A 14,283-nucleotide genomic window follows, 5' to 3' on the forward strand; every position below is an offset into this window, starting at 1 on the left:
GACGGCGCGCTGACGGTGGGTCCGCGGCGCTGACGGCGGCGTGACGGGGGCGTGACGGGGCCTGGGGCGAGGGTCGGGGCATGACATGGAGCGCAGGGAGGGACCCGGCCGTCGCGGTGCGGGGGATGGCGAAGTACTACGGGGAGACCAAGGCCCTGGACGGTGTGGACCTCGACGTCCAGGAGGGCACCGTACGGGGGGTGCTGGGGCCCAACGGGGCGGGGAAGACCACGCTGGTGCGGATCCTGTCGACGCTGGTGAAGCCGGACGCCGGCAGCGCCACCGTGGCCGGGATCGACGTGCTGCGGCAGCCCCGGCAGCTGCGCCGGGCGATCGGTCTGACCGGGCAGTACGCCTCGGTGGACGAGCTGCTGTCCGGCTTTGAGAACCTCTATCTGATCGGCCGGCTGCTCGACCTCTCGGCCAAGGGCGCGCGGGCCCGGGCCACCGAGCTGCTGGAGCGCTTCTCGCTGACGGACGCCGCCAAGCGGCCCGCCAAGACCTACTCGGGCGGGATGCGGCGGCGGCTCGACCTCGCCGCGTCGATGATCGGGCAGCCCAGGGTGCTGTTCCTGGACGAGCCGACCACCGGCCTGGACCCGCGGACCCGCAACGAGGTCTGGGAGGAGGTCCAGCGGATGGTGGGCGAGGGTTCGACCGTGCTGCTGACCACGCAGTACATGGAGGAGGCGGAGCAGCTCGCGCACGATCTGACGGTGATCGACAAGGGCAAGGTCATCGCCGACGGCAGCGTCGAGGCGCTGAAGCGGCAGGTCGGCGGGCAGACCCTGACGGTCCGTCCGGCGGTGGCCGATCAGCTGGAGGAGATGGCGCGCTGCCTGGCGCCGTACGGGGCCACCGCCGCCGAGGGGCTGCTCGAACTGCCGGTCGGCGGCGAGGAGCAGCTGACCTCGGTGATCGCGGAGCTGGCGCGGGGAGGGTTCGGTATCGCGGGGATCGAGACCCGGCTGCCGAGCCTGGAGGAGGTGTTCCTGACGATCACCGGAACGGGCGCAGGTGCCACCGGGAGGCCCAGTGGCCTTCCGGCTCAGCAGACTCAGATGGAGGGCGTTCGATGACCAGTGCCGTACTCAACCCCGTGAAGCCGCTGGTGCCGCTGGCGCCGTTGGAGGACCAGCGGATCAGCCTGCGGGCGTCGCTGCACCACATCGGGGCGCTGACCCGGCGCAACCTGATGCGGATCAAGGCCGACCCGGAGTCGATGCTCGACGTCCTGCTGATGCCGATCATGTTCACCACACTGTTCGTCTATGTGTTCGGCGGCGCGGTGTCCGGCAGCCAGACCGACTACATCCAGTACATGGTCCCCGGGATGCTCGGCCAGATCGGGATCTCGCTGGCGATGAGCGTCGGCACCGGGCTGAACTCCGACTTCAGCACCGGGGTGATGGACCGCTTCCGCACCCTGCCGATCGGGCGCAGCTCGGTGCTGATCGCCAAGCTGCTGGCGGAGAGCGCCCGTTCGCTGGTGTCGCTGGTGATCCTGATGGCCTTCGCGATGGCGCTGGGCATGCGGATCCACACCGGGCCGCTGCAGCTGCTGGCCGCGCTGGCGCTGGCGATGGCCTTCGGGGCCGGGATGGTCTGGGTGTCGATGCTGCTGGGGATGGCGCTGAAGAACCCGCAGGCGGTGCAGGGGGTCGGGCTGCTGATCACCATGCCGCTGCAGTTCGGCAGCTCCACCTTCGCCCCGACGAAGACCATGCCGGGCTGGCTGCAGGCGTTCACCAAGGTCAATCCGCTGTCGGCGCTGGCGGACTCCAGCCGGGCCCTGATCAAACGGCCATCTTCCGGTGCTGCATCCGGCGCTGGAGGTGCTGGGCTGGTCGGTCGGGCTGACCGCGGTGTTCGCACCGCTGGCGGTGGCCAAGTTCAAGAAGCGCACCTAGGAAGCCCTCCTAGAAGGAGGAGTGACGGGGCGTCAGCCCTCGCGGAGGACGGCCACGGCCTCGGCCGGTTCGAGGGCGGCGCCCTCCGCGTGGGCCGCGTCGTAGGCCTGGTCGCCCAGCAGTTCACGCAGACCCGCGATGGTCTCCTCCAGGAGCTGGCGCTCCAGGTGGTGGACGTTGTTGCGGGTCTGCTGCCGTTGGTACGCGCCGATCAGCCGGGCCGCGAGCAGCGCGGGGTCGTCCCCAGCCGGGTCCTCCGCTGCATCCGGGGCGGCGTCGCCGATCGGGACGCCCTCCTGGGCGCAGCGCATCAGCAGGTCCGCGGCGGAGGGGATCAGCATCAGGCCGAGCATGTCGTTGATGACGCCGGCCAGCGGGTGGTCGGCGACCCGGCCGACGCCGCCGCGGAGCCGGTGCAGCCCCTGCGCCAACTGCCCCTGGCGGGCGTCGAGCCAGCCCAGCATGCCCTCCAGCATGCCGCCGAGCATGGAGGCCATGCTGCCGTCCTTGAAGTCCTGGCGCATCGGTTCCAGCAGTTCCCTGGCCTCGTCGAAGCGCTCCTGCCGGCAGCGCAGCGCGGCCAGGACGACCGTCCCGAAGAAGCCGGTCCCCTGGCCGTAGGGGGTGTGGATCCGGGAGTTCTGGACCCCCAGCAGGATCTGCCGCTCGCCCTCCTCCAGCTCGCCGGCGCCGAGCAGGGCGTCGCCGAGCCGCACCTGGAGGATCGGGACGCCCTGGTGCGCGCCGATGCTCTCGGCGTGGACGATGGCCTCGCGGGCGCAGCGGGCCGCGGCGAGGTAGTCGCCGTCGAAGGACGCCGCCTCGGACTGACCGGCCAGGGCCTCGGCCATGCCCCAGCGGTCGCCGAGCCGGGTGAACAGCTCCAGGCTCTCGGCCGCCTCGGCGTGCGAGAGCTCGCGCTTGCCCGGCTGGTCGTTGTGCAGCTTGCAGCTCATCTGCAGGGCGAAGGCCAGCTCCCAGGGGCGGTCGTGGCGGCGGCAGCTCTCGACCATCGACTCGACCGCGGGGTGCATCTGGTCCATCAGCGCGGCGGACATGGTCACATAGACCCGGTGCAGGGCCGGGATCCGGGCCGACTGCGGCAGTTCCACCGGGTAGGCGCCCAGGACGTCGGCGGCCAGCCGCCGGGTCTCCTCGGTCGGCGACCGGCTGAAGTCGCCCTCGGCGGTGACGCACTGAAAGATCTTCAGCCCGCGCCTGGCCTCCGCGTAGACCTCGGCGGACCAGGGCGGCGGCAGGTCCATCGGCCCCTCCGGCAGCGGGACGGACGGTCCCGCCGGGAAGTCGGGCGGGCAGAGCTCGGCCACGGCGACCACCCAGGCCCGGGACTCGTCGACGAAGTCCCGCAGGTTCCAGAACCAGGCCAGCGAGAGCACCAGGCTGAGCGCCTCCTGCGGATCCCGGGCGGCGACGGCCCGGCGCAGCGCGGCGCGGAGGTTGTCGTGCTCGGCCTCCAGCAGGGCGAGGGCCTCCAGCTGCTCGGCTCCGCGCAGCAACGGGTCGGTGGCGCGGGCGAGTTCGCGGAAGTGGATCCGGTGACGGTACGTCACGTCCTCGGCCTCGGGACTCTCGGCCAGGCGCTCCCTGGCGTACTCGTGGATGGTCTCCAGCATCCGGTAGCGGGGCGGGCGGTAGCCGGGTGCGGGGTCCTGGCCCGCGCCGTGCAGGGAGGCCTGGACCAGCGACTTGTCGACCAGGGAGGCCAGCAGCGAGGCGATCTCGCCCTGCGGGAGCCCACCCGGCGCGTCGTCGGGGTTCGAGCAGATCTCCTCGACGGCCTCCAGGGTGCAGCCGCCGGCGAAGACGGACAGCCGGGCGAGCAGGGCGCGCTCGGGCTTGTCCAGCAGGTCCCAGCTCCAGTCGACGACCGCGCGCAGGGTCTGCTGGCGCGGCAGGTTGGTCCGGCTGCCCGCGCTGAGCAGCTGGAACCGGCCGTCCAGCCGGTCCGCGAGCTGGCGCGGCGTCAGCGCGCGGAGCCGGGCCGCGGCGAGCTCGATCGCCAGCGGCAGGCCGTCCAGGCGGCGGCAGATCTCGGCGCAGGCGTCCGGGTCCTGGGCCGGGTCGGTCGGGTCGAAGCCGGGACGGGCCGCCGCGCCGCGCTCGGCGAACAGCCGCAGGGCGGCCGGGTCGGGCAGCGGGTCGACCGGACGGACCGTCTCGCCGGGGACGCCGAGGGGCTCCCGGCTGGTCGCGAGCACGGTGACGCCGGGGCAGGCGACGGTGAGCGGCTCGGCGAGCTCGGCGGCGGCCTGGATCAGGTGCTCGCAGTTGTCCAGGACCAGGAGCAGGCGGCGCGGGGTGCAGTGGTCGATCAGCTGCCGCAGCGGGGTCTCGGCCTCGGGCGTGGACAGCGCCTCGGCGGCCATCGCCTCGGCCTTCCCGCCGACGTGCAGCTGGGTGCCGCGGAGGCCGAGGGCGCTGAGGACGGCGCCGGGGATGCCCTGCGGGTCGTTCAGCGGGGCCAGTTCGACCATCCAGACGCCGTCCGGATAGTCGGCCGCGAGGGCCTCGGCGGCCTGCTGGGCCAGCCGGGTCTTGCCGCTGCCGCCGGGGCCGGTCAGGGTCAGCAGCTGCCGGTCCGGGAGCTCGGCCCGGATCGCGGCGAGGTCGGCGTCCCGGCCGACGAAGCTGGTGAGGCGGGGGCGCAGGTTGCCCGCGGGAGCGGGGGTGCGCGCCGGGGTGTCCGCAGGCGTGCGCGCCGGGACGGGCGCCGGCGCCGGTGCGGACGCCAGCAGCTCCGTGTGGAGCCTGCGGAGCTCGGGCCCCGGGTCCGTGCCGAGCTCCTCGGCCAGGGTGTGGCGGAACGCCTCGTAACCGAGCAGGGCCTCCGGGGTGCGGCCGCCGGCCTGGAGCGCGCGGAGGTGGAGCGCGCGAAGCGGCTCGTCCAGGGGTTGGCGTTCGATCAGCTCGGCCAGCTGTTCCAGGACCTGGTCGGTCCGGCCCAGCGCCAGCTCCGCGCCGAGCAGCCGTCGCCGTACCGACTCCCGCTGCGCCTCGCAGCGGGCCGCGGCGTCGGGGCGGCCCGGCAGGTCGGCGAGCGCGGGACCGCGCCACAGCGCCAGCGCCGCCCGGAGCGAGTCGACGTCCGGACGGCGGCCGAGCGCCTCGAAGCGTTGCAGGTCGGAGCCGTCGACCTCAAGGCGGTAGCCGTCGGCGGTGGAGCCGAGCAGGTCGGGGCCGAGGGCCCGGCGCAGCCGGGCGACCAGGGTCTGCAGCGCGTCCTGCGGATCGACCGGCGGTCCGTCCGCCCAGATCTCCTCGATCAGCACCCGGGCCGGGACGGCGCGTCCGCCGCGCAGCACCAGCGCCGCGAGCAGCGCACGCAGCCGCGGCCCGCCGAGCGGCACCGGTGTGCCGTCGTCACGGAGCGCCTGGGTGGTGCCGAGAATCCCGTACCGCATCCGATCATTCTCGTTCATCCGGACGCCCCGGTGGAACGGACCGCCGATTGTCGACGTTCAGCAGGTTGTCGCTTGTCCCGGAGTCGGTAAGCCGGAATGATCGGCAGTCCCTTCCCAGTTATCGGAGCCCGAGAATCCGTATGACCCTCACCGACGCCCCTCCCCGCTCCGACCGGAAGATCAGTGTCATCTTCTGGGTACTGCTCGCCGTTCTGGCCACCTCCGGCTGGGCGCTGTGGAGCGACTGGGGCGATCCCAAGGTCGGCGTGTTCCTGTTCGTGGTGGCCGGCTGGCTGGTGTCGCTGTGCCTGCACGAGTACGCCCACGCGCGGACCGCGCTGCACAGCGGTGACATCTCGATCGGGACCAAGGGCTATCTGACCCTCAACCCGCTGAAGTACACCCACCCGATCTACAGCTTCGTGCTGCCGCTGGTGTTCATCATCCTGGGCGGCATCGCGCTGCCCGGTGGCGCGGTGTTCATCGAGCGCGGCCGGATCCAGGGGAAGTGGAAGCACAGCCTGATCTCGGCCGCGGGACCGGCCGTGAACCTGGTGTTCGCGCTGCTGCTGCTGATTCCGCTGGGCCTGCAGGGAGACTGGCAGACCAGCTCCCACCTGCGATTCTTCGCTGGAATCGGGTATCTGGCGATGCTTCAGCTGATGGCCGGGATCCTGAACCTGGTCCCGATGCCGGGGCTGGACGGCTACGGGATCATCGAGCCCTGGATCTCCCCCGCCAACCGCCGCGCGTTCGCGAACATCGCGCCCTACGGCATGATGATCGTCTTCCTGCTGCTGTGGAACCCCAGCGTGCGCGACTGGTTCTTCAACGATGTGATCTTCCGGGTGCTGGGCTGGTTCGGCGACAGCGCGGACTACGCCGACATCGGCTCCGGGGCGTTCCAGATCTTCGGCAACCTGCACCTGGGCAACCTCTTCGGCAGCTGAGGCCTCAACCCGACCAGCCTTACTGCGTCCGTCCCCGGCGCCACGCCACCCAGCCGATGTTGCTGGCGATCCCGGCCAGCAGCACCCAGGCCAGGCCGATCCAGAAGCCGGCGAGCACCGAGACCACGGCGGCGATCAGCGCCAGCGCGGCGAGGACGAAGGCGAGCAGGGCGAAACGGGGCATCTGCGGAACTCCGGAAGGAACTGAGGAGGGGAACTGGGGACGGGGAGGACGGGCACGGGCCGGGAGGACCATTCTCCCCCGCCCGGCCCGTGCCCCCGTACCAGGGGTTGCTGAAGTCGGATCAGACGTCGGTGATGCGCAGGCCCGCGTGGGCCTTGTAGCGGCGGTTGACCGAGATCAGGTTGGCCACCAGCGACTCCACCTGGTGCGCGTTGCGCAGCCGTCCGGCGAACACCCCGCGCATCCCCGGCACCCGCTCGGCCAGCGCCTGCACCGCGTCGGTGGCGGCCCGCTCCTCGCCGAGGACCAGCACGTCGATGTCCACCTGCTCCACCGCCGGGTCCAGCAGCAGCACCGCCGAGAGGTGGTGGAAGGCCGCCGTCACCCGTGAGTCCGGCAGCAGCGCGGCGGCCTGCTGCGCGGCGCTGCCCTCCTCCGGCTTCAGCGCGTAGGCGCCCTGCTTGTCGAAGCCCAGCGGGTTGACGCAGTCCACCACGATCTTCCCGGCCAGCTCGGCCCGGAGCGAGGTCAGCAGCTCGGCGTGGCCCTCCCAGGGCACCGCGACGATGACGATGTCGCTGGTCGCGGCGGTGGTGGCATTGTCGGCGCCGCGGACGCCGTGGCCGATCTCGTCGGCCTTCTCCTGGGCCCGCTCGGCGCTGCGCGAGCCGATCACCACCTGCTGGCCGGCCCGGGCCAACCGGTAGGCCAGGCCGCGGCCCTGCGGCCCGGTGCCGCCGAGGACGCCGACCACGAGACCGGAGACGTCCGGCAGGTCGTGCGGGCTGCGGGCGGGGGCGGGAGCGGCGGCTGCTTCAGGTGTGGTCATTCCCGAATCCTCGCATCACCGGAGCCCACTGCGGCAGCATGGGGGCCATGGATGCGGCCAGGGTCACAGTGCTTCGGGAACTGCTCGCCGGAACGGCATGGCTGGAGCGGACCCACGGCTTCGCGGGGGCGCTGCGCGGCTCGGTCACCCGCGCCTCCGCCACGCCGGACGGGCTGTTGCTGGTCGGCACCCACGGCGAGGAGCCCTGGCACCTCGCCGCGCACCTGGACGACGAGGCCGCCTGGTCCGGGCTGCCCCAGCTCTCCCCCACCCTGGTCCGCCGGGTCGTCCCGCCGGGCGCGCCGCCGCACCTGTCGGTGCCGATCCAGCGGCTGGAGCAGGCCCGGCGCGGCGAGACGGTGTTCGTGGTCGCGCCGGACAGCGCGGACGGCGGACTGCTGGAACGGGTCCAGGACGCGCGCCGGGCCGGGGCGACCGTGCTGGCGCTGGAGAGCGGCGATCTGGAGCTGCGCGGTCTGGCCCATGAGTCGCTGACGGTCCCGGCCGAGGACGACACGCTGACCTTCGACGTGGTCCAGCACCTGGTCAGCACCGCGGCAGGCGCGCAGCCCGCGGCCGGTCAGCGGCGGGCCCGGCGGGCGCTCTCGCGCATCGTCGAGCGGCTCACCGCGCCCGCGCCGCCGATGCGCTGGTAGCCGCGACTGTGGTGCGCCGGTAGCCGGGACTGTGGCGGCGCGGTGAATAACGTTTTGCCCCATCCGGCCTCGCCGGGTCAGGATCACCCTTTGTGACCTCGAACAACGCCCGAACCGGGTGGCTCCGCCGACTGGCCTCCCAGTTCACCGTCGACCTCTCCCCCTGGCACGGCTCACGGGACTTCCGGCTGCTGTGGAGCGCGGGGGCGATCACCGTCTTCGGCAGCTACCTGACCCTGGTCGCCGTGCCGCTGCAGCTGAAGCAGCTGACCGGGTCCTCGCTCGCGGTCGGGCTGATCGGGGCGGTGGAGCTGGTCCCGCTGATCGTCTGCGGGCTCTGGGGCGGGGCCCTGGCCGATGCCCTGGACCGGCGCCGGCTGGTCCTCTACAGCGAGGCGGCGCAGGGCGTCTGCGCGGCGGTGCTGCTGCTCAACGCGCTGCTGCCGCACCCGGCGGTCTGGCCGCTGTACCTGGTGGCCGGTCTGGCCTCGGCCTTCGGCGCGATCCAGCGGCCCTCGGTGGACGCGCTCACCCCGCAGATCGTCGGCCACGACCAGCTCACCGCCGCCGCCTCGCTCAACTCGCTGCGCTGGAACGTCGGCGCGATCGCCGGACCGGCGCTGGCCGGTGTCATCGCCACCACGGCGGGTGTTCCGGTGGCGTACGCGATCGACCTGGCCACGTTCTTCGTCTCGGTGCTGCTGATGTACCGGCTGCGCCCGGTCCCGCCGTCGCCCTCGGCGGAGAAGCCCTCCGTCGCCGCGATCGTGGACGGCCTCCGCTACGCCCGCAGCCGGCCCGAGCTGCTGGGCACCTACGCGGTCGACCTGGCGGCGATGCTGTTCGCGATGCCGACCGCGGTCTTCCCGTTCCTCGCGGACCGGCTGCACGCCAACTGGTCGCTGGGCCTGATGTACGCGTCCTTCGCGGTCGGCTCGCTGCTGGTGACGCTGACCAGCCGCTGGGCCTCGCAGGTGCACCGGCACGGACGGATGGTGGTCTGGGCGGCCATCGGCTGGGGTGTCGCCATCGCCGGGGCGGGGCTGTTCGGAGAGGTGTGGCTGGTGCTGCTGTGCCTGGCGTTGGCGGGCGGCGCGGACATGATCAGCGGACTGTTCCGCTCCACCATGTGGAACGGCACCATCCCGGACGAGTACCGGGGACGGCTGGCCGGGGTCGAGCTGCTGAGCTACTCGGTGGGGCCGCAGCTGGGCCAGGTCAGAGCGGGTGGGATGGCGGCGGCGGTCGGCGTCCGGGCCTCGATCTGGGTCGGCGGGGTGGCCTGCGTGGTCGCGGTGGGCGCGCTGGCGCTCTCGCTGCCCGCCCTGATGCGCTACGACGTCCGCACCAACCCGCACGCCCTCGCCCTCCGCGCCCGCCGCGAGGCCGTGCCGGCGGCGGACGCGGTCACGGCGGGGTAGCCCCAGAGGCCTGCGGTTACTTCCGCCGGGGGGACAACGCGGCGATCACCGCCGCCGCGGCGGCCGCCAGGGCGAGGGCGGCGAGGAGGCGGGCCCAGGGGCCGGAGGGGGCGACCGGGAGCAGCGCCGCGGCCAGAGCGATCCCGCTGGCGCCGTAGGCGCAGAGCAGGACCAGCGGGCGGCGCAGCGGCCGGGCCGCCGGCGGCCCCGCCGCCAGGGCGTCGACGCAGAGCAGATAGGTCAGCAGCAGCGCCGTGTCGCAGGCGGCCAGCCACCCCGGAGGGTGGTTGAAGGCGGCCAGCACCACGCACATCACCGCGAAGGCGGTGTTCCGGTGCCGGGACAGCCTCGCCCGCCAGCGGAAGCCGTAGGCGACCGGACGGGCCGTCAGCGGGGTGGCGGCGAACCAGGCGATCAGGGCCGCGAGCAGCGGAAGCACCAGGTAGGACCACGGGTGCGCGCCCCATCCGGCCGGATTGGTGACCAGCAGCGCGACGATGCAGCCGAGGAGCCGGGCGAGCTGGTCCAGGCCCTGCACCGGGGCGGGAGCCGGAACAGCGGCGGCAGACGGAGCCGTACTGGTGGTCAACTGACTCTCCCTTGGAGGCGGCTGCGCAGCAGCGGGGCCAGTGACAGGTCCAGGGTCTCGCCGAGCCAGGGGACGACCGGGATGCCCTTCTCCACCAGGCTGTAGCGGACCGCCTCGCGGTCAAGACGCCACAGCCGCAGCGCCAGCTGCTCCACCGCGTCGGCGGCGGCGACCCGGGGGTCGCCGATCGGGATCTCCACCACCACGATCGGGTTGCCGCGCTCGGCCAGCCCGCCGAGCACGTCCATGATCCGGTTGTCGGCCAGCGGGGTGACCGCGTACACCAGCGCGCCGTGCGGCAGCGCGGGCGGGGGCAGCCGGTTCAGGTCGGGGGTGTGGAAGGCCAGGTCGCGGCGGACGTCCAGGACGGTCTGCACGATCCGGTAGAAGTAGGCGTCGCCCATCCCCGGCTGCAGCCAGTACAGCTTGCCGCCGACCGAGACGATGCCGACCCGGTCGTGGCTGCGCAGATAGGTGCGGACCAGGCCGGCCGCGACCCGCAGCGACTCGTCCAGGCTGGAGCGACCGGTCACCGGGTCGGCGACGTCGGTGAAGGCGTCCAGCAGCACCACCGCGTCGGCGGCCCGCTCGGCGGCGAACTGGTTGATCTGGATGCTGCCGCGCCGGGTGGTGGACGGCCAGTGGATCCGCCGCTGGCGCTCGCCCCAGACATGCGGGCGCACGCCGATGACCTCGATGCCCTCGCCGGTCTGCCGGGCGGTGTGCTCGCCCAGCCGGTCCGGCAGCCGGACCGGGATCGGGGTGAGGCCGCCGTCGACCGGCAGCGGGAAGACCTCGACCTCGCCGAGGTCCACCCGGACCGTGCTCCGGGCCAGCCCGCCGGCGTCGTAGAGGTCGAGGTCGACCACGCCGAGCGACCAGCGGCCCCAGCGCTGCGCGGTGAAACCCAGGGTGACCACAGGACCGCTGACCTGCACCGATACCAGCTCAGCACCGGGGCCGGGGGCGACGCCGGGGTCGACCCAGCCGACCAGCCCGTCGAAGTCGACCGTCACGGTCGCGATCAGCGGCTCGCCCTCGAAGCAGCGGCGGCTGGGCACCTCGGCCTCGGCGCCGCTCCTGGACGGACGGCTGCCGGCCGAGCCGGAGAGCAGCAGCAGCGCGGCGGGGCCTGCGGCGAGCGCCAGCAGCCAGGGCTGGCCGGTGAGCACCGCCGCCGCGACCGCGACCACCGCGACGGTGGAGAGCCGCAGCGCCCGTTCGGCCGGACGCCAGCCCTCGGGCCGCGGCGCGGGCGGCTCGGAGTCCGCCCTGGCCGCGCCGTCCTGCCCCAGCGCGCGCCGCACGGCCGCCGACGGCGGGGCCTGCGGCAGGGCGGGCGGGCCGGACCGGGCAGGCGTCGGGCCAGGTGCCGGGAGGGCTCCCGCTGCCGCAGGCTGCTCGAAGGTCGCCCGCCGCTCCGCGGCCCGGCGCACGGACCGCCGCTCGGGCCCCGGCTGGGCTTCGGGCGGCGTCATGCGGTCTGCGGGCCGCTCTGCGCGGGCACCGCAGCCGCAGGCACTGCAGCCGCGGGCACCGCCGGCGGCGCCGTCCGCGGGGTGGTGCGCGGGGTCGGGACGGACTCGACCAGCGCGGCGATGACGTCGTCGGCGCTGATCCGGCGCACCCACAGCTCCGGGCGGAGGCTGATCCGGTGCGCCAGCGCGGGCACCGCGATGGACTTGACGTCCTCCGGCACCACGTAGTCCCGCCCCGACATCACCGCGCGGGCGCGGGCGAGTTGGACCAGCGCGAGGCCGCCGCGCGGGGACGCGCCGACCTGGATCTGGGCGTGCTTACGGGTGGCGTCGATCAGCGAGACGATGTAGTCGACCAGGTCGTCGTCGATCTCGACCCGCTCCAGGCTGTCCCGCATCGCCAGCACCTCGGCCGGGTCCGACAGCGACTTCAGCACCGCCTCCGGCGCCGAGCGGTCCAGCCGCGCCCTGAGCATCGCGGCCTCGTCGGCCACCGGCAGGTAGCCCATCCTGACCCGGAGCAGAAAGCGGTCCAGCTGGGCCTCGGGCAGGGTGTAGGTGCCCTCGTACTCGATCGGGTTGTCGGTGGCGATGACCACGAACGGGGCCGGCAGCCGGCGGGTCACCCCGTCCACCGAGACCTGGGCCTCGGCCATCGCCTCCAGCAGCGCGGCCTGGGTCTTCGGGGGCGTCCGGTTGATCTCGTCGGCCAGCAGCAGGTTGGTGAACACCGGGCCCGGCCGGAACACCATCTCGCCGGTGCGCTGGTCGTAGAACGGCGCGCCGGAGACGTCCGAGGGCAGCAGGTCGGGGGTGAACTGGATCCGGCTGAAGTCCAGCCCGAGGACCGAGGCGAAGGACCGGGCCAGCAGGGTCTTGCCGAGCCCGGGCAGGTCCTCGATCAGGACGTGGCCGCCGGCCAGCACGCCGAGCATCACCAGCTCCAGGGCGGCCCGCTTGCCGACGACGGCGCGCTCGACCTCGGCCAGGACGGCGTGCGCACGCTCGCCCGCCTGCTGGGGCGTCAGGACGGAAACGGTGTCCTGCGGGCTCAGGTTGCTCACGGTGCTCCTAGGTCGCGCTTGCGGTAAGGCTTCTGACGGTTCGTCCGGTCGCTCTGCCGGGTCACAGCGACTCCAGCCGCTCGACCAGCGCCGCCAGGGTCCGGTCGGGGATCGGCCCGGGGGCGAGTCTGGGGTCGATCCGGGGCGCGCCGACGCCTCGTTTGGCGATCGACCCGGCGTCCAGGGCGTCCCTGGCCAGCCGGGGTTTGGCCGGGTCGATCCAGGGCCACAGCTCCGGCCCGATGATCGCGGCGGCCCGGCGCGGCTCGGTGTGCAGCGAGACCCCGTGCCGCTCGGCGAGGCGGACCGCGTAGAGCCGCTGCAGCAGCGGGCGCAGGTGCAGCTCGTATCCGGCCAGCGACTCCCGGGCGTCCTCGATCGCGGCGTCCCAGTAGCGCAGGGTCGGCTCCCGGCTGCTGACCAGGCGCACCTTGCGGCGGTAGTCGCTGTCCATGGCCTCGGCGCCGTGCACATAGCGGGCCGCCAGCAGCGCGGCGGCGACCAGCACGGCGGCGCCGACCCCGGCCACGGCCAGGCCGCCGACCAGGGCGAGCGCGGTCTCGGAGCCGATCGCGGCGATCGCGAGCACCACCAGGGCCTCGGGCAGGACCGCGATCCGCGGGGCAGGACGGGAGCTCATCGGACCGGTTCCCCGTTCGCCGTCGCAGCAGCCTTCAAGCCCTCTGCAGCCTTCAGGGCCTCTGCGGCGGCCTCGCGCTCGGCCAGCAGCCTGCTGATGTCGTCGAGCGCGTTCCTGGCCCGGACCAGCTCGGCCTGGGTCATCGGGTGGCTGGAGTAGCGCGCCTCGCGGAACAGCGCGGCCAGCTCCTGCGGGGCGAGGCCGACCAGCAGCCCGGCCGCACCGGCCCGCTGCAGCAGGTCGGCGGGGCTGTCCGAGGCCCGGCGGCCGAGGCCGCTGCGGGCCAGCGAATCCTCCATCGCGGCGTAGCAGGCGATCACCGCGGCCCGGACGTCCTCCCCGTGCAGGGCGAGCCGGCCGGCGCTGACGGCCGCCGAGAGCGCCTCCTCGTCGGCGGGCGCCTCCAGGGTGCCGACCAGCTCGGGCGGGGGCGCGGACCTGCTGCCGAGGTAGCGGCGGGCGACGATCACCGCGGCCACCAGCAGCGCCAGCACGGCCAGCACCAGCAGCGTGGTCAGCAGGAAGGGCAGCGAGATCGGGTGCGGCACATGGACCCGCGAGGCGCCGCCCGGGTCGACCGGCGGGAGCGGCTGGGGCTTGATCGAGGGCATCACCGGCGGTGTGGCGGGCGCGACCGGGGGCGGCTGGTCGGTGGTGCCCATGCCGACCATGGCCAGCGTGACCGCGGTGCCGAGGATGGTCAGCACCAGGGCGGTGACGGTCAGCGTGACCAGTCGGCCCTCGTGCGGGGTGCCCATCGGGCGCTCGTTCTGCCGGCCGTAGTACTTGGCGGTGAGGTACCAGCCGCCGACACCGACCACCAGCAGGATCAGCAGCCACTCGCCGTGCAGCGGCCCCACGCTGTCCAGCAGGCTGCCGCCGCCGCTGTCGGCCGCGTCCAGACAGACGGCGGCGACGGCGAGGCCGAGGACCAGGGCGAGCAGCAGCAGCGGGCGGGGGGCTCCGGGGCCCCGGAGCCCGCCCTCGCGCGGGCGGTCCTGGTGCACGGACCGCCGCGCCGCGTCTGTGTCCTCCGCCACGCCCCTGATGCCCCCGCGCCCTTGCCCGTACGTCACGGGCTCACGCGGAGCACCATCATGTGCGTACGCGAGCCAGTCTCGACGGCAACCCTGGCACGTC

12 protein-coding genes and 1 pseudogene are annotated in these 14,283 nt (G+C 73.9%); 5 read left to right on the top strand and 8 right to left on the bottom strand.

The features are described from left to right. Positions 1-80 precede the first annotated feature (80 nt). Both ACXKR8_RS14180 and ACXKR8_RS14185 read left to right on the top strand, forming a co-directional pair. A complete protein-coding gene (locus tag ACXKR8_RS14180; protein WP_458273271.1) occupies positions 81-1,079 on the top strand; it encodes an ATP-binding cassette domain-containing protein in 999 nt (332 codons plus the stop codon). Continuing rightward, positions 1,076-1,910: pseudogene (locus ACXKR8_RS14185) on the top strand (ABC transporter permease). The gene ACXKR8_RS14180 and the pseudogene ACXKR8_RS14185 overlap by 4 nt, the downstream one beginning before the upstream one ends. Positions 1,911-1,942: 32 nt before the next feature. Here the strand turns inward: ACXKR8_RS14185 and ACXKR8_RS14190 are convergent. Then, positions 1,943-5,332 (bottom strand): BTAD domain-containing putative transcriptional regulator, encoded by a 3,390-nt coding sequence (locus ACXKR8_RS14190; protein ID WP_458273273.1) that lies wholly within the window; start codon positions 5,330-5,332, stop codon positions 1,943-1,945. 140 nt (positions 5,333-5,472) lie between these two features. Between ACXKR8_RS14190 and ACXKR8_RS14195 the strand changes: the two genes are divergently transcribed. After that, positions 5,473-6,282, top strand: coding sequence for a site-2 protease family protein (locus ACXKR8_RS14195; RefSeq protein WP_458273274.1), 810 nt, complete (start codon positions 5,473-5,475; stop codon positions 6,280-6,282). A 19-nt stretch (positions 6,283-6,301) separates the two neighbouring features. On the opposite strand, the gene ACXKR8_RS14200 is transcribed toward ACXKR8_RS14195, so the two are convergent. Next, positions 6,302-6,466 carry a hypothetical protein gene (locus tag ACXKR8_RS14200; RefSeq protein WP_458273275.1) on the bottom strand — a complete coding sequence of 55 codons (165 nt, stop codon included), beginning with the start codon at positions 6,464-6,466 and terminating at the stop codon, positions 6,302-6,304. 121 nt (positions 6,467-6,587) lie between these two features. Next, positions 6,588-7,295 (bottom strand): NADPH-dependent F420 reductase, encoded by a 708-nt coding sequence (npdG, locus tag ACXKR8_RS14205; protein WP_458273276.1) that lies wholly within the window; start codon positions 7,293-7,295, stop codon positions 6,588-6,590. Positions 7,296-7,342: 47 nt separating this feature from the next. Here npdG and ACXKR8_RS14210 point away from each other — a divergent pair, with 47 nt between their 5' ends. Continuing rightward, positions 7,343-7,951: a hypothetical protein gene (locus ACXKR8_RS14210; RefSeq protein WP_458273277.1), complete on the top strand. Its 609-nt coding sequence runs from the start codon at positions 7,343-7,345 to the stop codon at positions 7,949-7,951. A 92-nt stretch (positions 7,952-8,043) separates the two neighbouring features. Then, complete coding sequence (locus tag ACXKR8_RS14215; RefSeq protein WP_458273278.1) at positions 8,044-9,372, top strand: MFS transporter; 1,329 nt, start codon at positions 8,044-8,046, stop codon at positions 9,370-9,372. A gap of 16 nt (positions 9,373-9,388) precedes the next feature. Here ACXKR8_RS14215 and ACXKR8_RS14220 read toward each other — a convergent pair whose 3' ends face one another. The 5 genes from ACXKR8_RS14220 to ACXKR8_RS14240 form a co-directional block, all read right to left on the bottom strand. Further along, a complete protein-coding gene (locus ACXKR8_RS14220) occupies positions 9,389-9,961 on the bottom strand; it encodes a hypothetical protein (RefSeq protein ID WP_458273279.1) in 573 nt (190 codons plus the stop codon). Further along, positions 9,958-11,439 (bottom strand): DUF58 domain-containing protein, encoded by a 1,482-nt coding sequence (locus ACXKR8_RS14225; RefSeq protein ID WP_458273280.1) that lies wholly within the window; start codon positions 11,437-11,439, stop codon positions 9,958-9,960. Before ACXKR8_RS14225 ends, ACXKR8_RS14220 begins: the two co-directional genes overlap by 4 nt. Continuing rightward, positions 11,436-12,503, bottom strand: a complete 1,068-nt coding sequence (locus ACXKR8_RS14230; protein ID WP_458273281.1) for an AAA family ATPase — start codon at positions 12,501-12,503, stop codon at positions 11,436-11,438. The genes ACXKR8_RS14225 and ACXKR8_RS14230 overlap by 4 nt, the downstream gene beginning before the upstream one ends. Before the next feature lie 61 nt (positions 12,504-12,564). Next, a complete protein-coding gene (locus ACXKR8_RS14235; RefSeq protein ID WP_458273282.1) occupies positions 12,565-13,143 on the bottom strand; it encodes a hypothetical protein in 579 nt (192 codons plus the stop codon). Further along, on the bottom strand, positions 13,140-14,183 hold the full coding sequence (locus ACXKR8_RS14240) for a DUF4129 domain-containing protein (RefSeq protein ID WP_458273283.1): 1,044 nt from the start codon (positions 14,181-14,183) through the stop codon (positions 13,140-13,142). Before ACXKR8_RS14240 ends, ACXKR8_RS14235 begins: the two co-directional genes overlap by 4 nt. Positions 14,184-14,283: the final 100 nt, after the last annotated feature.

The sequence above is a fragment of the Streptacidiphilus sp. PAMC 29251 genome (genome assembly GCF_054208735.2).

Excerpts from the sequence above, each read along its gene's own strand:
- npdG (WP_458273276.1), bottom strand. The coding sequence starts at position 7,295 with ATGACCACACCTGAAGCAGCCGCCGCTCCCGCCCCCGCCCGCAGCCCG.
- ACXKR8_RS14235 (WP_458273282.1), bottom strand. The coding sequence starts at position 13,143 with ATGAGCTCCCGTCCTGCCCCGCGGATCGCGGTCCTGCCCGAGGCCCTG.
- ACXKR8_RS14210 (WP_458273277.1), top strand. The coding sequence starts at position 7,343 with ATGGATGCGGCCAGGGTCACAGTGCTTCGGGAACTGCTCGCCGGAACG.
- ACXKR8_RS14190 (WP_458273273.1), bottom strand. The coding sequence starts at position 5,332 with ATGCGGTACGGGATTCTCGGCACCACCCAGGCGCTCCGTGACGACGGC.
- ACXKR8_RS14180 (WP_458273271.1), top strand. The coding sequence starts at position 81 with ATGACATGGAGCGCAGGGAGGGACCCGGCCGTCGCGGTGCGGGGGATG.
- ACXKR8_RS14195 (WP_458273274.1), top strand. The coding sequence starts at position 5,473 with ATGACCCTCACCGACGCCCCTCCCCGCTCCGACCGGAAGATCAGTGTC.
- ACXKR8_RS14225 (WP_458273280.1), bottom strand. The coding sequence starts at position 11,439 with ATGACGCCGCCCGAAGCCCAGCCGGGGCCCGAGCGGCGGTCCGTGCGC.
- ACXKR8_RS14200 (WP_458273275.1), bottom strand. The coding sequence starts at position 6,466 with ATGCCCCGTTTCGCCCTGCTCGCCTTCGTCCTCGCCGCGCTGGCGCTG.